This window comes from Tenacibaculum tangerinum (assembly GCF_029853675.1).
Lineage (GTDB): Bacteria > Bacteroidota > Bacteroidia > Flavobacteriales > Flavobacteriaceae > Polaribacter > Polaribacter tangerinum_A.
Genome location: NZ_CP122539.1, coordinates 2,936,281 through 2,955,471, shown reverse-complemented (window position 1 = coordinate 2,955,471; position 19,191 = coordinate 2,936,281). Strand labels below are relative to the sequence as shown.

The window sequence follows — 19,191 nt, the reverse complement described above, 5'->3', positions numbered from 1 at the left end:
CGAAGTGATCTGTATATAGATAACTTATAATTTAAAGAGTACTTCGCCTTTAGCCTGTCTTGAGCCTTTTGACTTTAGTTTCTCTTTTTGTCGACAAGCAGATTGCTTCGTTTCACTCACAATGACGGAACTTGTCATTTCGAAGGAGTGTGCGACTGAGAAATCTTTTAGTTGGTGTTAGGAGTTTTAAAGGGTAGTAGTTACTCCTATTAGTGAGATTCCTCCTCCTTCGTCGTTCGTAATGACGGTATGTTTTTTTTGGTCCGTCATAACGAGGAGTGCTAACGACGTGGTTATCTTTTTGTCGACAAACAGATTGCTTCTCCCGAGGTATCGGGATCGCAATGACGAATAAAATGAACGTGATTACGAGGAGCATACGACGAAGTAATCTGTATATAGAGAACTCATAATTTAAAGAGTACTTCGCCTTTATCCTGTCTTGAGCCTTTCGACTTTAGTTTATCTCTTTGTCGACAAGCAGATTGCTTTGTTTCACTCGCAATGACGGAACTTGTACCTTACAAATCGTAATCAGGAATGTCGGGAGATTGGTGCATAAAATGCATGTCAAAGTCGGTAAGCGTGTCGGAAAAAGAGTATAAGTTTTCTTTTTTAGAGAGTAACGTATCAATCACCGCTACTGCTTTTTTTAAACGTGTTTCTTTATCCCCTTTTAATAATACATACGGACGGTTGTACTTTTTCAAGGCGTTTTCAAAAGCATTGAACATTTCTAAACGTTGCTCGGGTCGGTCGCGTAAATCATCGGCTTCCCAAGGCGTATCGATATAGGTTAAAAAATACATATCGTAGGTATTAGCAATAGCAGCCTCGTCTAATTTCGGATCTACGAATCCGCCATAATACTCTTCAGAATATACTTTGGTTTCTAACAAATCGGTATCACAGATAAGGAGTTTATCCGCTTTTCTAGCCAATTCATTTTCCAAGTCTATTTGCCCTTCAGCAATCGGAATTAAATCGTGTTGCTCGCAAGTTTTACGTTCGTTGTTCCATTTGTCTTGCAAGTATTCACGTGCATATTCTGGTGCCCAAACGGTGTTGTAATGACGAGCTAATTGTCTCGAAAGGGTAGTTTTTCCTGTGCTCTCAGGTCCGAATAACACCACCTTTACAAGGTTGATGGGGCGTTGTGTAAGTGCTTTTTCCATGCTAAATATCCTGCAACTGCTATAAAGGTAAATAATAAATATTGAAAACTCGTAAAGGTAAATCCTTTATAAAAGTAGAGTGGAACGGAGATAATATCGCCAATAATCCAATAAATCCAGTTCTCTATTTTTCGTTTTGCCATAAGCCACATTCCTACAAAGAAAATGGCGGTAGTAACAGTATCTACATAGGCTGTCCAGTTCGTCCATTTATCAAAAACGGTATACACAGTGTAAACAAAAACCAAGGTGGCTACAAATATGGCTATACTTTGTTTTTTCTCTTTAGGCGTCGTTCTAGAAATGGGAGTTACATGAGTCGCATCTACTTTACGCGTCCAGATATACCAACCGTACACACTCATGATAAAGTAATAACCGTTAATCATCATATCGCCTAACAATTCCCATTTTAACAAGAGGTATACAAAAATTGCGGTACTAATCATCCCCGTTGGGAATACCCAAATTTTATTCTGCTTCGAATACCAAACAGATAAAAACCCAAAGACGACAGCGATAATTTCTAGCCAAACGTCGATAGGATTGTAAGTAGCATATTGCCCAAAAAGGAAATCAAAAAGTTGGCTCATAATCGCTACGGTCGGTTTTTACAATTTTCATGAATAACAATCCGTTGTCAATCAATTCAAAAGTATTTTTCAATTCAGAAGTTACTAAATTCATCACGGTATCATACTCACCATACACCTGCGTACTTAACGGATTTTCTAACACGGTTAATCCCGAAGCTCTTAGTTTTTTAATGAAATTGATAATGGGTTCTTCAAATTCGTTTTGAAGCGGACTTAAGGTTAGTTCTACGGATATTTTCATTAGTGGTGAGTTGAATAGTATATAAAGTTTGTAAAGTTACAAAGTTACTAAAGTAGTTGATGATTTTTGTAGTTAGAGAGTTAGAAAATTGTACAGTTGAGAGGGATTGAAGTTTGAAAAGAAAAATAGTTCACTCCCTTTGGGAGGGTTAGGATAGGCTTTAATACGCATACACACAAGTAAACCCTTCCATTTCTAAAAATTGGATGCCGTATTCAGAAGTTTCCCCTTCATACAAAATTTTCCCTGTTGTTTCATTAGTATCAAAAGAGAAATCTTCAACATACATGTGCTCTAAAAAATGCAATTTTTTCTTTCCGTAGATTTTATACAAACTTTCTTTGGCTCCCCAAACAATGGTCAGCTTACTTACCAAAGCGTCGTGGTTGGCGATGGATTTGTATTCTTCAATAGGAGTAAATTTGTGTGCGATTTTTACAATTTTGTCGCGCTGCATTTCAATATCGATTCCCACAGGATGCTTGTCAGATATAATAATACCTGAAAAGGTAAACGAATGGGTAATAGAAATAAATTTTCCGTCTTTTAAGTGTGGTTTTCCGTAGCCATCGTATAATAAATCATTATCGCTATAGCCAACTTCTTGTAGTAAATGACGTACGCTTAGAAAACCTCTTTGGTGTAAATCAGATTTCATACTAGCAACCCGTTGTTGACTTCCTTTGGTTAAAGAAATACCGTTAGAAAGTTGTTCAAAAGACTCTTCAATCTTCCAAATCAACACTTTAGCATGGTCGTTTACCGTTAATGTTTTGTAAAGAGGCATATTTTAGAAAGTTATTTCGTAATTTTGCAGCTCAAAATTTTAGATATATAAAGATACAAAAATATGAGTACTAAAACCGCAACCTATGTTCCTTACAAAGTTAAAGATATTTCTTTAGCCGATTGGGGAAGAAAAGAGATTGAATTGGCAGAAGCTGAAATGCCAGGGTTAATGAGTTTACGAGAAGAGTATAAAGAGGAGCAACCGTTGAAGGGAGCAAGAATTGCAGGATGTTTACACATGACGATTCAAACTGCGGTTTTAATTGAAACCCTACAAGCTTTAGGTGCTGAGGTTACGTGGAGTTCGTGTAATATTTTCTCTACACAAGACCAGGCTGCCGCGGCTATTGCTGCTGCTGGAACTCCTGTGTATGCCTGGAAAGGTATGAACGAGGAAGAGTTTGATTGGTGTATTGAGCAAACGTTATTCTTTGGTGAAGATCGCAAGCCTTTAAATATGATTTTAGATGATGGGGGAGATTTAACCAATATGGTATTAGATAAATACCCTGAGTTAGCTAAAGGAATTAAAGGATTATCAGAAGAAACCACAACTGGGGTGCACCGTTTGTACGAGCGTGTTAAAAACGGAACGTTACCTATGCCTGCTATTAATGTGAATGACTCGGTTACCAAATCGAAGTTTGATAATAAGTACGGATGTAAAGAATCGGCAGTTGATGCCATTCGTCGTGCTACCGATGTAATGTTAGCGGGTAAAAGAGTAGTGGTTTGTGGTTATGGTGATGTGGGTAAAGGTACGGCAGCTTCTTTCCGTGGAGCGGGTTCTATAGTTACGGTTACTGAGATTGACCCTATTTGTGCCTTGCAAGCAGCAATGGACGGTTTTGAAGTAAAGAAATTAGAAACGGTTGTAGGCAATGCAGATATCGTAATTACCACTACTGGAAACAAAGATATCGTTCGTGCAGAGCACTTTAAAGCGATGAAAGACAAAACCATCGTTTGTAATATCGGTCACTTTGACAATGAAATTCAAATGGCTTGGTTAAATGATACCTATGGAGATACCAAGGTTGAAATTAAACCGCAAGTTGATAAATATACGATCGAAGGAAAAGATATCATCATACTAGCAGAAGGACGCTTGGTAAACTTAGGGTGTGCTACAGGACATCCAAGTTTTGTAATGTCAAACTCTTTTACCAACCAAACCTTAGCGCAAATCGAATTGTGGAACAATGCGGATGCCTATAAAAACGAGGTATATATGCTACCAAAGCATTTAGATGAAAAAGTAGCTAAATTACACTTAGCCAAGATTGGTGTAGAGTTAACAGAGTTACGTAAAGACCAAGCGGAGTATATTGGTGTAACTGTTGATGGACCCTACAAACCAGAACATTATAGATACTAGTTGTATATAAATTTTAAGATTTTTAGAATCAAGAATCAAGAATCAAGATGTAAAAAATCCCGCAACTAGGTTGCGGGATTTTTTTGAGGTAGTATCTCACTAAGTGTCGTAAAGTTTAAAATTCTACTACTTTTATTTTTGAATTAGCTCTAGCTTTTCTGCAAAGTAATCACAAAAATCGCGCATGGTAGCACTCATTTTTTCGTCGTTTGTAGCTCTTTCAAAAGAGTTTGCCATAGACACCAAGGTTTGATGAAAAAATTGCTTCATTTCGTCTACAGGCATGTCTTTGGTCCATAAATCCATACGCAAGGTATCTTTTTGTTTATGGTCCCAAACAGATAGCATAATTGCTTTTGATGCTTCATCCTTGACACCTCCGTCTTCTGCATTCCAAGTAATTTGTTCTGGAATTCTATTTTCGTCTAATCCTACTTTAAATGTTATTGTTGATGTGTGCTCTATTGCCATTATCTTTTCGGTTTATATCCTGATTTTTTGAAGATATCTTCTTCACTCGTTTGTAATAATTGCTGCAAAGATACATCATTCTTTTGCATGTATGAACGAACAATTTGCCAACCAATCCACTCTCCAATTCTTCCTGGTGACTGGGCATCTTCTTCCATATAAAATTTAGAAAAAGGGGCGATATCTAAAAAACGTTTATCGATATCTTTACTAGTGCTGTATAATACATCTTTCTCTATAAAATACATCCATATTTGTTCTTCATTATTTTTTGCCCAATCTAATTTTTTTTGTGAATACCCTATCTTAAGAACATCAGGAACATGAGGTAAATACGCATCAAGCAAGTACATTCTTTTTCCTCTATAAATCATTTTATCTATAAAACTTCTTGCCCTACTCGGTAGCATTTGCTTGCCAATAATAGCTTTCGCAACATCTACAATAATATGTGCTTTCGTATTATTTTGTTTTATATAAGCTGGATAATCGTTATAAAATTCATGCTCTTTACCTAAATAAGCATCTAAAGAAATGAATAATAAACTATCTGTGTAAACAATTCTATTCGCATAATCGATATTCGTTAGCATCGTAATTACTTTCGGACTCACAAATTTTGGATTGTAATATTTTACATGTTTGAATAATGATGTTAGCTGCTCTTTTTCATCTTTAAAATCAGGAAAAACTTTCTGTGACTCTGCAAACAACTCTTGTTCGTCTTTGTTATTGATTTTATTTACCCAAACACTGTCAGGTTCTGAAGGGAATAGCATCGGATACTTTTCTTTTGTCTTCGCAAGTTCATTCGGGTTCGTGTTGTAAAAATCAATATCAAAACGTTCTAGGTTTACCTGTTCTTTGATATTAGATACATCAATATGCAACTTATTACCTTCTTTTTTACATGAAAGGCTTATTAAAACTAAGCTAACTAATGCTAAAACTTTTTTCATGAACTTTAGTATATTTACATTCTAAATTACAACGTCGAAATTACTAAATTAGTTTTTACCACTTAACTGTAAATTCTTAAAATATTATAAAAATGAATACTCCTAAAGTTGCTGAACATATTGTAAATTGGTTAAAAGATTATGCTACGAATGCTAACGTAAATGGTTTTGTTGTAGGAATTTCAGGAGGTATTGATAGCGCAGTTACTTCAACCTTATGTGCTAAAACCGGATTGCCTACTTTGTGTGTTGAATTGCCTATTCATCAGGCAAAGAGTCAAGTTAACAGGGCTAACGAACATATTAAGCAATTAAAAGAGCGTTTTGATAATGTGAGTGAAGCGGAAGTAAACTTAACCTCTACTTTTGAAGATTTTAAAAAGGTGGTACCCGAAGTTGAACCCTCTGCAAAAGTCGATTTAGCACTAGCGAATACCAGAGCTCGGTTACGTATGACCACCTTATACTATTTTGCTGGTTTACATGGTTTGTTGGTTGCAGGAACGGGAAATAAAGTAGAAGATTTTGGTGTTGGTTTTTATACTAAATATGGTGATGGTGGTGTGGATTTAAGTCCGATTGCCGACCTTGTAAAATCAGAAGTATATGAATTAGCAGCTTATTTAGAAGTTCCTGACTCTATACAAAAAGCTCAACCTACTGATGGTTTGTTTGGTGATAGTAGAACAGACGAAGACCAAATTGGTGCTTCTTATGATGAGTTAGAATGGGCTATGGAAATGCAAGATGCTGGTAAAACTGTAGATGATTTTTCTGGTAGAGAATTAGAGGTATATAAAATATACACACGCCTTAACCGAATTAATCAGCATAAAATGATTCCCATTCCTATTTGTGAAATCCCTAAAGAATTAAAGTAAATTGACAGACATCATTTGTCGTTTGATCTTCTGATAGGCCCTCTTTTTTTGCCCGTTTGAAATATTAAAAGGCAATAATATTAACAACCTCAATAACTCTAGAATTTGTAGCAACTTTATCATTTTATTTATGTTTCTTATTCCTTAATGAGGGCAAATTTACAAAAAAAATGTTAAAAGCTTATTAATTAATAGCGAATATATGTTTTTTTAACCCTAAACGACACGATTTAATTTTTCGAAAAGACGTTTTTTTAACCCTGTATAATTCGTTATTTCCTCTAAATCTGGGGTTGTTTTTTGTTCTTGACTTTCTTGCATAATTTCTTTAATCTTTTCTTCAATTAAAACTCTACGCAAATTTAAAACAGCGTCCGTTACTAGTTTTGGAAGAATTTTAACGGTTTCTGTTACAAAAACCTCTTTTCGTTCCCAGTCGCTTAAATTATATTTCTCTTCATCCATTAAAATATTAGTTACTAAGCTAGCTATATCGGGGTTTTTATGCATTACCAAGTGATCTACTTTTATGGTTTCATCTTGGTTTAATTGATGAATTATTTCATAGTAAGTAAGCCTAAATATTTCATTGGTAAACTCTATTTCGTCTTCTTGTAGGTTTAAATACAATTCATTTGAAACGGTATTTTGATAGTGTTCTTTTTCTAAGAAAGGACGCCCTCTTTCATCAACTGCATCTACCCAATTTACAAAATCAACCACTTCGTTACCATACAACAATAATATTCTAATAACTTCTTTTTCTAGAATATTTAATTGGTTTACACTTTGCTGTAATTTTCCTTTACCTCCCTTTATAGCCTCCATCGAGGCTTGCTCTTGAGCCTGAAAATATTCTGGTGGTGGTTGATTGGGGTCTTGACCCACACTACTTTTTCTAGTTGTAGTTCCTTTTTTTAGTAGTTGCGCAAGTTCACTAAACAAAACACGTTCAGAAATATCCATGATTCGCGCACACTCTTGCACATATACTTCTCGTTGTATACCATCTGGAATTTTAGAAATACTCGTAACAATATCTCGAATTAAACCTGCTTTTTTTACAGGGTCATTCGCCGCTTCTTTCATTAATAAAGAAACTTTGAACTCAATAAAATCTTGTGACTTTTCTTCTAAATATTGTTTTAACTCTTTGCTAGAATGGGCTTTGGCAAAGCTATCAGGATCTTCTCCTTCTGGAAAAGTTACGACCCGTACGTTCATTCCTTGTTCAAGAATTAAATCGATACCCCGAAGTGATGCTCTAATACCTGCTGCGTCTCCATCGAAAAGTACGGTAATATTTTGAGTTAACCGATTTATCAAACGAATTTGATCGGGTGTTAATGCGGTACCTGAAGAGGCTACCACATTTTCTATACCCGATTGGTGAAATGAAATAACGTCGGTATACCCTTCTACTAAAAAGCAATTATCTTCTTTCGCTATTTCTTTTTTTGCTTGGTATAGCCCGTAAAGAATTTTACTCTTATGATAAATATCGCTCTCAGGTGAATTTAAGTATTTTGCAGCTTTTTTATCGTTGGTAAGTATTCTACCTCCAAAACCTAAAATACGCCCAGACATACTGTGAATAGGAAACATTACCCGCCCTTTGAATCGGTCGAACTTTCGGTCTTCTGCCCCTCCTTCTTTTACAATGGTTAAACCTGTAGACTTTAGGTATTTTAAATCGAATCCTTTAGCTAGTGCTGCATTGGTAAAATTATCCCATTCGTCTTTACAGTATCCTAAATCGAATTTTTCAATAGTGTCTTCTCTAAATCCTCTTTCTTTAAAATAAGATAATCCAATGGCTCTTCCTTTTTGTGTATTCATTAATACATCGTGAAAGTAATCTTTAGCAAATTTTGAAACTAAGAACATACTTTCTCGCTCATTCATCTGCTGCTTTTGTTCATCAGACTGCTCGGTTTCTTCAATTTCAATATTGTATTTCTTTGCTAACCAACGTATCGCTTCTGGATAGGTGTAATGCTCATGTTCCATTAAGAAAGATACGGCATTTCCACCCTTTCCGGTACTAAAATCTTTCCAGATTTGTTTTACAGGCGACACCATAAATGAAGGGGTGCGTTCGTCGGTAAACGGACTTAACCCTTTAAAGTTACTTCCAGACTTTTTTAATTGTACGAACTCTCCTATCACTTCCTCTACTCGAGCACTCTCAAAAACGCTATCTATAGTTTGTTGGGTTATCATATATTATGCAAATACAGTAGCACAAATATACTACTAGTTTTAAAAGTTTGTCTTGCTGTAACTAAACTAAAGAGAAATTAAATTTGCTAAGAACATATAAATATATAATTTTGACAAAAATTCCCCACGAAATGAAAACAATTACATTTTTTTGTTCTTTAATACTTTTAACATCTGCTATTTTTTCTCAAGAAACGATTAGAATTCCTGATATAGGCTTAGAAGAGTGTTTGGTTAATTTGAAAATTGATTCAAACGGTTTAAATGGAAATATTACTATTAGTGATGCAGAATATGTTACTAATTTGAATGTTGACAATCCCATAACAAATAAAGACTTGCCTAATGTATACTCAAAAATTAAAGATTTAACTGGTTTAGAAAGTTTTCCTAATTTGAGACGTTTAGACTGTTATGCTAATGAGATTAAAAAGCTTGATTTATCACAAAGCTCTTCTATTAGCTTTTTAAATTGTAGTGAAAACAAGATTGAGCGTTTAGATGTGAGTAATAATCCTAAACTAACTTATGTTAGTTGCGACTCTAATAGGTTAACTTCATTAATTCTTGGCGAAAATACCAATCTTGAGAGTTTGTATGCCAGTTATAATAAACTTACTTTTTTAGATGTTTCTGGATGTCCGAATTTGAAAAGTATGGACGTTACGGGAAATAACATTAAAACTATTGTAGTAAGCGAAGAACAGTTAGCCAACATTCCTGAAGGGTGGTATAAGGACGAAAAAACTATATATGCCACTAGTGATGGTACTATTGTCAAAGAAAAGAAAGTTGAACAGCAACAAACTACTACCCAAACTAATAGTACTAATGTGGTTGCTGAAAAACCAATAGAAAAATATACGGAAAGTTTTAAACAGTTGGTTATTTCTGAATATGAAAAAAATGTATTAAACGAAGCATATCTTCAAAAAATTCAAAAAGAACTTGCGCAAAAGTACAAATTGGAAAGTACTGAACTTACTGAATGGATACAACAATACAGTAAACTTCATAAAGTTAAATAATGTACATTTACTTTTATAAACAGTAAAAAGCTATCAATATTCTTTGATAGTTTTTTTGCTTTGTAAGAGCTATAAAATAAATAGCTTTTTCAGTGCCCAAGAAGTGATGTAATAAAAAGTATTGCTTAATCTACAGAGCTATCTAAACTAAAAATCATAGGGAAACTGTATTTTACACTCGTATACTTACCTTGCTGTTTACCAGGTATAAAAACAGGTAGCAACGATACGATTCTTTTTGCCTCTTCTTTTAGTATCTCATCTACGTTACCTTCCATTTCAATATTTATTACTTTACCATTTACATCTATAACAAAGCTTACTTTTACTGCTCCTTCCATTCCTTTTTCTAGAGCTTCATCAGGGTATACCAATGTACGAAGTATGTGTTTTTGCATTTCGTAATTAAAACATTCTGCTTTGCTCATAAAAGACCCTTTACATGATAAAAATTCTGGAATTTCATCTACTACATGAAAAGAAACAGTGTTATTACTTGCTATTTTCGATACTGGGCTTATATTTTTTAAGCTACACAATTCTAATTCACTAGTTTTATGAACTTCTTTTAAATGGTTCGCTTTTAAATAATCTGCAATACTTTGTACTTCCTTAAAATAAGTCCGCTTTTTTAGGTATCGTTTGCTTGTAACTTTAGCTATCATAGCAGGAGTTTCTTTAGTAGTTTCAACTACTTTCTCTGCTGAACACTTATCAATCACATTCAAATCTACCAGTTCGTGGCTGTTAGATGTACATTTTTCTTGAGCAATCAAAAAATGAATGCTACAACTTATAAACAAGAGGGTTATTGCTTTTTTCATTACGATTTATTTAGATTAACATAACAACTCAAAAGGAAGTAGCTACTTCTAAAGCATTAAGCTTTTACGTTTAATACTTGTTTGAGTTTATTAATTGAGGGAAACTGTTAAATTAAATAAGAATCGATTGTTAATTAATGTAATTACGATCGAATTTCCTTATTAATTTCAGGTTCTAAAAAAAATCGCTTAGATTTTACTTGCGGAAGTTTGTTGTTTTTCATTTTTCGGGGGTAAAATGGTTAAAATTATTAATTTACAATGTTTCACAAAACATTTAAAAACTATGTTAGTGAGGTATAAATATACTAAAAAAGAACGTAAAAGTGTAATTATTTTACATTCTTTTTTTTGTTCTTTTACTTTATTTTATAAAAACTAGTATTCTTGGTATAGGAAGTCATTATACGGAAAACGTTGAACGTGTATCTTTTTTACTTCTTCGTATACTTTTTCTTTAAAATTTTCTAAATTATCTTTATTAAGTGCTGAAATAAAAATACTTTCTGTTTCTAAATCATTCATCCATGTTCTTTTCCAGTCTTCTAAAGTGTAGTGCTCTTTTGTTTTTTCTGTAATTAAATCATCTTCATCAATATTTTCGTGGCTATAGGCATCTATTTTATTAAACACCATAACAGTAGGTTTGTCTTTACTGTCAATTTCGTCTAAAATTTTATTTACCGAAGCAATATGATCTTCAAAATTTGGGTGCGATATATCTACGACGTGTAATAACAAATCGGCTTCTCGAACTTCATCTAGAGTAGATTTAAACGACTCGACCAATTGTGTTGGTAGTTTTCTAATAAATCCAACTGTATCGGTCATTAAAAAAGGAATGTTTTTAATAACTACTTTTCTAACCGTAGTATCGAGTGTAGCAAACAACTTGTTTTCTGCAAAAACCTCACTTTTACTCACTACATTCATTAAAGTAGATTTACCAACATTGGTATACCCTACCAAAGCGACACGCACCATTTTTCCACGATTTTTACGCTGTACTGACATTTGCTTATCTATGGTTAGTAATTTCTTTTTTAGCAATGATATCTTATCACGTATAATACGGCGGTCTGTTTCAATTTCTGTTTCTCCAGGACCACGCATACCAATTCCCCCTTTTTGTTTATCTAAGTGTGTCCACATTCGGGTTAATCGGGGTAATAAGTATTGATATTGAGCTAACTCTACTTGTGCCTTTGCTGAACTTGTTTGTGCCCTACTTGCAAAAATATCTAAGATTAAGTTGGTTCGATCTAAAATCTTACAATCTAAAAAACGTTCTATATTTCTAAGCTGAGCGGGCGATAATTCATCATCAAAAATCGCTGTTCCGATATCGTTAGATTCTATATATGCTTTTACATCTTCTAACTTTCCTGCTCCTATAAATGTTTTTGGGTGAGGTTTGTCTAATTTTTGAACAAATCTTTTTACTGCAACTCCTCCTGCTGTTAAAGTTAAAAACTCTAGTTCATCAAGGTATTCTTGCGATTGTTTTTCGTCTTGATGCTGCGTTATAATACCTATTAAAACCGCTTTTTCTGATGTGGCTTCTCGTGTTTCAATCATAGGTTACAAAAATACAAATTTATAAATGCATACAAGCTGAGATTTTAAGATATTAAATAACACTATGGCATCGCGAAATAACGTTCGTAATAAGTGCTTACATCAAGAATCTGTGATCTCTAACGTAAAGTTTGGTGTCTGTAAAGCGTTTTTCACCACATTTAAAATGGTAAGATTAAAATCTTTTAAGCGAAGCTAAGAAAGAAATCAAATACAAAAAGTGCCCATTTTTACTGTTTTTAAGACCTAAAATGTTCTCTAAGTTCCTCATTGAGGAGCTTTTTTATTTCTCTAAAATTTCTTTGATGTTGGGTGTAAAGTAATTGGGACCTTTGAGCACCTTACCGTCTTCACGGTAAATTGGTTTACCATCTTCTCCTAATTTACTCATATTACTGCGCTGTATTTCGTCAAATACCTCCTCTATTTTATGTTGCATTCCGTGTTCTATAATGGTTCCGCATAAAATGTACAACATATCCCCTAATGCATCTGCCACCTCAACCAAATCATTATTTTGAGCAGCCTCTAAATATTCTTCATTTTCTTCTTTCATCAAGTTGTAACGAAGTAAATTTCGTTCTTCACCAATGTTGCCTGTGGGTTCGTTTTTAATCCCTAATCCAAATGCGGTATGAAATTCGTGTACTGCTTTAATCTTTTTTTTCATTTTATACTAACTTATGTAATTTCTAACTCTTTTTTGACCTTTTCAAAATTGAATTTTGTCCAGTCTTCTATGTGACTTTGTATGCCTTCTTCTTTAAAATCGGACACATTTTTATTTCCAATCCCTAAAAAATGTACTCCCAAGTTTTTAGCAGTTCTTGCATCCCAAATTCCGTCTCCTACTGAAATAATGTTTTTAAATTCTTTTACTTGAAAATAGCTTTTTGCTTTTTGAATGGCAGCATGTACAATTTCTTCTCTTGTAAATAAATTATTTGAGGTTTCTACTAAATTTGGAACAAAGTTAATGCCTGCTTGTTCTAATTTAAGCAATGCCGGCTGCAACAAAGAACCTGTTGCAAAACAAATAGCATAATCGGTCTCTTTCATAAAAAAATCAACACTATTTCTCGCTCCATTTATTTCTTTTGTTTTTGGCATTTCTCTTAAAAAAGTTGTCATTTTTTCTTCAAATGCTGGAATGAAAGAAAAACTAAATTTCTTTTTAAAATTGGTTTCGTAATTTTTTTTCAAAATATAACTGTCGGTCATATTCTTGTAGCTTTTCCAGTCTTGATTAATCTTGGTTATACCAAAACTCTTCATTGCCTGTACATAAGCTTTTTGATGTTGGTGTTCACTTTTAGTTAAGGTATCATCAATATCAAACACGATTAGGTTTTCTTTTTTCATCAGGTTGCCATTTTTAAAATTTTAGTAGATACCACTTTTAGCACCCAAGCAATAAGCCTCCATCGTTTTGAGATATAGGCAACTCGTTTTTTACGTTTGATCGCCGCATATATTTGTCGAGTCGCTTTTTCTAAAGAAACCATCCAAAAAATGCCATCGCCTAATGCCATCGCGGTATCAACAAACCCAGGGCGGATATCTGTGACGAATACTTTTTTTGAAGGTACCGTTTTTGTTTTGATATATAATCCTTCTAAATATGATTTTTGAAAGGCTTTTGATGCAAAGTAAGCGGGTGCGTCTTTACTTCCTCTAAAAGAGGCTATTGATGAAATTCCTACTAAATGTCCGAATTGTTGTTTTTCAAATAAGTTATAGGCCAAATCATAGAGTTTGGTTACCCCAACAACATTGGTTTGTACCGTTTCATTTTCCTTGTTCCAATCTAGTTCTGTATTCACAAAACCAACTCCTGATGACTGAATTACTATGTCAACATCTCCTAATTCATTAACCAATTCATTAAAAACTTTTTCAACTTCTTCTACTTGTTGTATATCGTTCTGTTTGACTATAATTTGATTTGGATAATCGTTTTGTAGCGCTTGTAATTTTTCTAATCTTCTACCCGTAACTCCTACGATATAATTATCTTTTACGAGTGTTTCGGCTAAGCTTTTTCCGATGCCTGAAGTGGCGCCAAAAATAATTGCTGTTTTAGCTCTTTCCATTCTAAAATCATTCTTTAACTTTGCTAAAAATACAATTTTATGTTCATACTTATTGCTGCTAAAATGTTTACTACGGGAAGAATCATTTTTGCGAGTTTTTTTGTGATTGCTTTTACTATATTAATGATTTTTAGTTATAAAAAAGATGCTAAGAACAATAAAAAGTATTATCAAAATGCAGCTATTTATGTTGCTATAGGAATTGTAGTAGTCATAGCCTTACTGTTTTTATCAAAATTATTGACAAAGTAACTACAAATACCATTTATAATTTGAAATGACCGTAATAAAACGTTCCTTTATTCTTTTACAGTAATTTCAAACAAAAAAAGGTGTAAACAAGGTATTTTTTTTATAGAAAAAACCGATTCTGAGATAGAATCGGTTTTGTATTTTTAATTATGGTAAAAACTGAATTTCTTAGTTTTTAATTGGTAAGAAACTATAGTTTTTAGCATAGAAGTTCATTTGCTCTTCAAAAGTTTCTGGTTGTGTTATTTTAATATCTGTAATATTTCCATCAGCATCAGTTACAGGTTCTAACACTGGGTTAACAAATCCGCTATAAGGAGCAGCTGTAAACTGTGCATTACGGTCTAAAACTTCTTTGTGAATGTCTTGGTCTACTTTTACTCCATATCCTTCTACCAAGGCTTTTGCTGCTTCAAAGTCTCCTTCAGATTTGATTCTTTGTGTTTCTTTTAACAAACGTCCGAAGATTTCACGAAGCTTTTCATAATCATTAATATTATAAAAAGTTTTTCCATCTCTGGTAACTTTTTCAATCACATTATCTTTTGCTCCTTGTTCAAAAGCCCAAGCAGATACCCATTGACGGTTTACCATGTGGTCTTCTTCAATATCATCTCCTAAGTTAATTCTAATTAACTGTGTCATTAATCCGTTTCTGATGTACCCATCGTACGCAGCCTTCCCTATTTTCTGCCAGTCATCAACCAAACCTAATTCTTGTAATTTTGGATCCATTAAGTAGTACAACCCAACTAAGTCCGCTCTCCCTTCTTCCATGGTAGACGCATAGTTTTTCAAGGTTTCTTTTGGTTGCCCAATGCCATCGTTAATTACTCCTGAAGCATGTCCGATTACCTCGTGTAGTGCTGTATGTAATTTGTCTGCTAACTTTCCGTATTGAATTTCTAAATCTATTTCTTCTTGATCGTTGGCAAATTCTTTTAAGCGACCTGTTCCTCCAGCATTGTTATAAGAGCCTATAATATTTCCTAACGATACCGATTTTGAACCGTGTTGTTGACGAATCCAGTTGTTATTCGGTAAATTCACTCCGATTGGTGTACTAGGAGAGGCGTCTCCAGCTTCACCAGCAACGTTTACTGTTTTATACGACACTCCTACAACATCTTTCTTTTTGTGAGTTGGATCTAATGGAGCGTTGTCTTCAAACCACTGCGCGTTGTCTGATAATACTTTCATCTTTTTAGACATGTCGAAGTCTTTGATTTGTACGATTGTTTCGTACGAACCTCTGTATCCTTTAGGATCATTGTAAACCTCTACAAAACCATTAATCCAATCAATGTTTCCTTCTGTAGATTCTACCCAAGCAATGGCATATTCATCCCACGTATGTAAATCTCCTGTTTTATAGTAGTCGATTAATAAGGCTAAGGTTTTTGCTTGTTTATCGTTTTCTGCTACTTCTTTCGCTTTTTCTAACCATTTGATCATTTCGTCAATGGCTTGCCCGTACATTCCTCCAGATTTCCATACTTTCTCTACTAGTTTTCCGTCTTCACGAACTAACTTCGAGTTTAATCCAGCCTCAATAGGTTGTCCTTTTGGTCCTTTATCAGCTTTCGCATAAAAATCTTCTACATCTTTACTGGTAATATCTTCTCCGTAAAAGTTTACTGCAGATGCTAATACGTTATCTACTCCTGCTTTTTTGTTTACTTTTTTAGCATCTTTATCGTTAAAAATAACTTCTAATGCTTCGGCAGACAACTGAGTATTGGTTTCTTTTAATAAGGTTTCAAAATACTCTTTAGAAAATGCAGGTTTCAACTTATCGTTCGAGTAATGGTGGTGGATTCCGTTTGAAAACCATACTCTTTTTAAATAGGTAGTAAAGGCTTTAAAATCTTCGGTTTCTTTGTCTCCTTTAAAGTTGTTGTTAATGTTTTCTAAGGCTGCTCTAATTTCGAGATTATGACGGTAGTTTTGATCCCACATAATATCGCGTCCAGATAAGCCTGCTTGTGTTAAATAGTACACTAATTTTTTTTCTTTCAGTGTTAATTCATCAAATCCTGGAATTTGGTAACGTAATACTTTTATATCTGCAAATTGCTCAACAACATACTCAAACTCTTTTACTTTTTTTTCTGCTGCTTTTGGCTCTTTTTTTGCGTCTACACCACAAGAAGTTAACACTCCTGCCGCTGCAAACACACAAAGCATTTGTTTTAGTTTCATTTATATAATTTTTAATTTATTTCTTTTGAACGCTAAAATTACGAAATTTAAACTTCATGATATCGAAAACAATCGGTTGTATGGTCGTTTACCATTCCTGTGGCTTGCATGTGTGCATATATTACAGTGGAACCCACAAACTTGAATCCTCGTTTTTTTAAATCTTTTGAAATTGCGTCAGATAGCGCTGTGGTTGCTGGTACTTCTTCTCGTTTTTCAAATTTATTTGTTATCGGTTTACCGTTCGTAAAACTCCAAATATAGGTTGAAAACGACCCAAACTCTTCTTGTACTTTTATAAATGCTTGTGCATTGGTTATGGTCGCTTTTATTTTCAGTTTATTTCGTATAATCCCGGCATCTTGAAGCAATTCTTCGTATTTATTTTCAGTGTATTTCGCTATTTTTTTATAATCGAAATTATCAAATGCCTTTCTAAAGTTTTCTCTTTTCTTTAAAACGGTTATCCAACTTAAACCTGCTTGAAAGGTTTCCAATACTAAAAACTCAAATAACCTATCATCATCGTACACGGGTACTCCCCATTCGGTATCATGATATTCAATATATAAAGGGTCATCACTCACCCAAAAGCATCTTTTTTTCATTTTTAAAATTTTATCGGTTTAATCGCTGTTTGTCTTTCGTTTACGTATTCAAAGGTGTTATCGCCAAAAAAACCAGCTTCTTCTAGCATTATTCGAATGTCTTTATTCCATTCTTTAATAGCAACAGTTGTGTTCAATTCAATTGCATAGGCGGTATTTTTTTGTAAAGGATAATCGCCGTTAAAAGGAACTCCTCCTTGAGCATCCCACATACCAATGGTAGTGCCTGCACTATGTCCGTAAGTACCTAAAGGATGCGTGTAAATCGAAGGCCTCAAACCTTCTTTTTTTCCTTGTAATAAAGACTTGGCTAAAATTTCATTTCCTGTGCTTCCTGCTTTCATATTACTGGTAAGAATATCTTGAACTCTATTTCCTTTTTTAAAGGCTTCGGTTAAAAATGTAGGCACTTCCTGTTCGTCTTCTTTTAACACATAAGCATGTTGTTGGCAATCGGTATTTAAGCCTATATAGCTAATTCCAAAATCACAGTGTAGTAAATCTCCTTTTCTAATTATTTCTTTTTCTTTTGCTTTGGAAAAAGATGCGATGTGCGATTTCAATGCTTCTTTGTTTCTCTGTACATCAATAGTAGGATGAAACCATGTACTAAGCCCCAAATCGGTTACTTTTTGTCGCATAAACCACACCAAATCTTCTGTAGTTGTTTTTCCAGGGATGATATTTTGTACCGAAAAGGTTTCGTCAATAATATCGTGTGTAATTTTTACCAACTTCTTAAACAACGCCATTTCTTTGGGAGTTCTCGTTTCTATCCAGCTAACTGCTAGTTTTTCGGCAGATACGACTCTTTCTTTAAACTCTTCGGGTAAATTTTCAGTAAACTCATCGTAATCCGTTTTTACTAAACCGTCTGCCAAAGCAAAATGTTTCGATATATTTACTCCTATTTTTTGAGGATTTCTGGCTTTGATAATGTCTCGTAATGCTTTCCATTGATTGGGTTCTTTTTCTTTGTTCCAAGCAGATTTTATACTATTACCTATATCATATCTTGCTACTGCCATTCTTTCTACCGTGTTTTCTTCTTTATTCCTGTAAAAAACAAGAATAGTTCTTCTTCGTGCATTTAACCATGTAGCCGGCAACATTGTTTTTAAAACAGGGTCTTCGTTATACTCTCTAGAAATAAGAACCCACATATCAATCTCCGTCTTATCCATTAATTCAGGTAGTAAGTTTTGAAACCTATCTTCTAGTAATTCATCTTTTAGCAGTGCTCTTTCTTTTTCATTAAGAATCTCATAGGAGGTTGTTTTCAGTGTCTCTTGCTTACAAGAAAAATGAAGTATCAATATAAAGATTAGTATTATTTTTTTTAACATACCTAATTATTTTAATGCTGAAAATTACTGTTAAACAAGTTAAAAACCAATGAAAATTGAACTATTTTTTGCACCTTTATATGATTAAATTTCATTTCTTATGAAAAAGTTACTTCCTGTTTTGTCAGTATTGTTAGTCGTTATTTTTTTATCGCGCTGTAATTCTTCGCCTATAAAAGAAATATCAAACTCTAAAGAGCCTCCTGTTGTAATTGCTAACGACAGTTTAGAGTACGAAATCATTATTATTGACCCTGGATTTACAATGTATTTAAACAGTATTGCAAGACCTGAAGGATTTTACTCACAACAATATTTAGAAAATAGAAATCGTTTGTATGTAACCACTTGGAATTACCGTGCACAAAACCCTTTGCAGTTTAATGCTAACATTTATGAAAATGTGATTGATTACAATCCAAACATCGATTATGGTTATGAGGTGAATTATAAGCTTTTTAATTATTTTGAGTTTGCGCAACGAAAATATCGCATGAATTTAGACATAAGCTCAAATCGTTGGAATCGATAAGATATTCTTATAAAA

General features: G+C 33.7%; 20 protein-coding genes. 5 read left to right on the top strand and 15 right to left on the bottom strand.

From position 1 onward, the window contains the following. Window positions 1-521: 521 nt before the first annotated feature. The 4 genes from P8625_RS13180 to P8625_RS13165 form a co-directional block, all read right to left on the bottom strand. A complete protein-coding gene (locus P8625_RS13180) occupies window positions 522-1,175 on the bottom strand; it encodes an ATP-binding protein (RefSeq protein ID WP_279650909.1) in 654 nt (217 codons plus the stop codon). Next, the gene (gene pnuC / locus P8625_RS13175) at window positions 1,136-1,768 is read right to left on the bottom strand and encodes a nicotinamide riboside transporter PnuC (RefSeq protein ID WP_279650908.1); all 633 of its coding nucleotides are present in this window, start codon (window positions 1,766-1,768) and stop codon (window positions 1,136-1,138) included. The genes P8625_RS13180 and pnuC overlap by 40 nt, the downstream gene beginning before the upstream one ends. Next, window positions 1,752-2,012: a hypothetical protein gene (locus P8625_RS13170; protein ID WP_279650907.1), complete on the bottom strand. Its 261-nt coding sequence runs from the start codon at window positions 2,010-2,012 to the stop codon at window positions 1,752-1,754. Before P8625_RS13170 ends, pnuC begins: the two co-directional genes overlap by 17 nt. Before the next feature lie 160 nt (window positions 2,013-2,172). Beyond that, entirely contained in the window at window positions 2,173-2,799 is a 627-nt protein-coding gene (locus tag P8625_RS13165) for a 4'-phosphopantetheinyl transferase family protein (protein ID WP_279650906.1), read from the bottom strand. Window positions 2,800-2,862: 63 nt separating this feature from the next. Here P8625_RS13165 and ahcY point away from each other — a divergent pair, with 63 nt between their 5' ends. Beyond that, window positions 2,863-4,179 carry an adenosylhomocysteinase gene (ahcY, locus tag P8625_RS13160; RefSeq protein WP_279650905.1) on the top strand — a complete coding sequence of 439 codons (1,317 nt, stop codon included), beginning with the start codon at window positions 2,863-2,865 and terminating at the stop codon, window positions 4,177-4,179. 132 nt (window positions 4,180-4,311) lie between these two features. Here ahcY and gldC read toward each other — a convergent pair whose 3' ends face one another. Both gldC and gldB read right to left on the bottom strand, forming a co-directional pair. Continuing rightward, on the bottom strand, window positions 4,312-4,650 hold the full coding sequence (gene gldC / locus P8625_RS13155; RefSeq protein WP_279650904.1) for a gliding motility protein GldC: 339 nt from the start codon (window positions 4,648-4,650) through the stop codon (window positions 4,312-4,314). After that, complete coding sequence (gldB, locus tag P8625_RS13150; RefSeq protein WP_279650903.1) at window positions 4,650-5,609, bottom strand: gliding motility lipoprotein GldB; 960 nt, start codon at window positions 5,607-5,609, stop codon at window positions 4,650-4,652. Before gldB ends, gldC begins: the two co-directional genes overlap by 1 nt. Before the next feature lie 92 nt (window positions 5,610-5,701). Between gldB and nadE the strand changes: the two genes are divergently transcribed. Continuing rightward, entirely contained in the window at window positions 5,702-6,490 is a 789-nt protein-coding gene (gene nadE / locus P8625_RS13145) for an NAD(+) synthase (RefSeq protein ID WP_279650902.1), read from the top strand. A 216-nt stretch (window positions 6,491-6,706) separates the two neighbouring features. On the opposite strand, the gene dnaG is transcribed toward nadE, so the two are convergent. Continuing rightward, window positions 6,707-8,713: a DNA primase gene (gene dnaG / locus P8625_RS13140; RefSeq protein WP_279650901.1), complete on the bottom strand. Its 2,007-nt coding sequence runs from the start codon at window positions 8,711-8,713 to the stop codon at window positions 6,707-6,709. 131 nt (window positions 8,714-8,844) lie between these two features. Here dnaG and P8625_RS13135 point away from each other — a divergent pair, with 131 nt between their 5' ends. After that, on the top strand, window positions 8,845-9,741 hold the full coding sequence (locus tag P8625_RS13135) for a leucine-rich repeat domain-containing protein (protein WP_279650900.1): 897 nt from the start codon (window positions 8,845-8,847) through the stop codon (window positions 9,739-9,741). 125 nt (window positions 9,742-9,866) lie between these two features. On the opposite strand, the gene P8625_RS13130 is transcribed toward P8625_RS13135, so the two are convergent. From P8625_RS13130 to P8625_RS13110, 5 genes are all read right to left on the bottom strand, one after another. After that, the gene (locus tag P8625_RS13130; RefSeq protein ID WP_279650899.1) at window positions 9,867-10,565 is read right to left on the bottom strand and encodes an energy transducer TonB; all 699 of its coding nucleotides are present in this window, start codon (window positions 10,563-10,565) and stop codon (window positions 9,867-9,869) included. Window positions 10,566-10,943: 378 nt separating this feature from the next. After that, window positions 10,944-12,143: a GTPase HflX gene (gene hflX / locus P8625_RS13125; RefSeq protein WP_279650898.1), complete on the bottom strand. Its 1,200-nt coding sequence runs from the start codon at window positions 12,141-12,143 to the stop codon at window positions 10,944-10,946. A 283-nt stretch (window positions 12,144-12,426) separates the two neighbouring features. Further along, window positions 12,427-12,813, bottom strand: coding sequence for a nucleoside triphosphate pyrophosphohydrolase family protein (locus P8625_RS13120; protein ID WP_279650897.1), 387 nt, complete (start codon window positions 12,811-12,813; stop codon window positions 12,427-12,429). Window positions 12,814-12,824: 11 nt separating this feature from the next. Then, a complete protein-coding gene (locus P8625_RS13115; protein WP_279650896.1) occupies window positions 12,825-13,505 on the bottom strand; it encodes an HAD family hydrolase in 681 nt (226 codons plus the stop codon). Next, window positions 13,505-14,236 (bottom strand): SDR family NAD(P)-dependent oxidoreductase, encoded by a 732-nt coding sequence (locus tag P8625_RS13110; RefSeq protein WP_279650895.1) that lies wholly within the window; start codon window positions 14,234-14,236, stop codon window positions 13,505-13,507. Before P8625_RS13110 ends, P8625_RS13115 begins: the two co-directional genes overlap by 1 nt. 39 nt (window positions 14,237-14,275) lie before the next feature. Between P8625_RS13110 and P8625_RS13105 the strand changes: the two genes are divergently transcribed. Next, on the top strand, window positions 14,276-14,488 hold the full coding sequence (locus P8625_RS13105; protein ID WP_279650894.1) for a hypothetical protein: 213 nt from the start codon (window positions 14,276-14,278) through the stop codon (window positions 14,486-14,488). A 168-nt stretch (window positions 14,489-14,656) separates the two neighbouring features. Here P8625_RS13105 and P8625_RS13100 read toward each other — a convergent pair whose 3' ends face one another. Genes P8625_RS13100 through P8625_RS13090 form a run of 3 tightly spaced genes read right to left on the bottom strand, consistent with a single transcriptional unit; the run spans window position 14,657 to window position 18,644 of the window. Beyond that, entirely contained in the window at window positions 14,657-16,690 is a 2,034-nt protein-coding gene (locus P8625_RS13100) for a dipeptidyl-peptidase 3 family protein (RefSeq protein ID WP_279650893.1), read from the bottom strand. A gap of 47 nt (window positions 16,691-16,737) precedes the next feature. After that, the gene (locus tag P8625_RS13095; protein WP_279650892.1) at window positions 16,738-17,298 is read right to left on the bottom strand and encodes a DNA-3-methyladenine glycosylase I; all 561 of its coding nucleotides are present in this window, start codon (window positions 17,296-17,298) and stop codon (window positions 16,738-16,740) included. Window positions 17,299-17,300: 2 nt separating this feature from the next. Continuing rightward, window positions 17,301-18,644, bottom strand: a complete 1,344-nt coding sequence (locus P8625_RS13090; RefSeq protein ID WP_279650891.1) for a M24 family metallopeptidase — start codon at window positions 18,642-18,644, stop codon at window positions 17,301-17,303. A gap of 100 nt (window positions 18,645-18,744) precedes the next feature. On the opposite strand from P8625_RS13090, the gene P8625_RS13085 reads away from it, so the two are divergent. Continuing rightward, window positions 18,745-19,176: a DUF6146 family protein gene (locus P8625_RS13085; RefSeq protein ID WP_279650890.1), complete on the top strand. Its 432-nt coding sequence runs from the start codon at window positions 18,745-18,747 to the stop codon at window positions 19,174-19,176. Window positions 19,177-19,191: the final 15 nt, after the last annotated feature.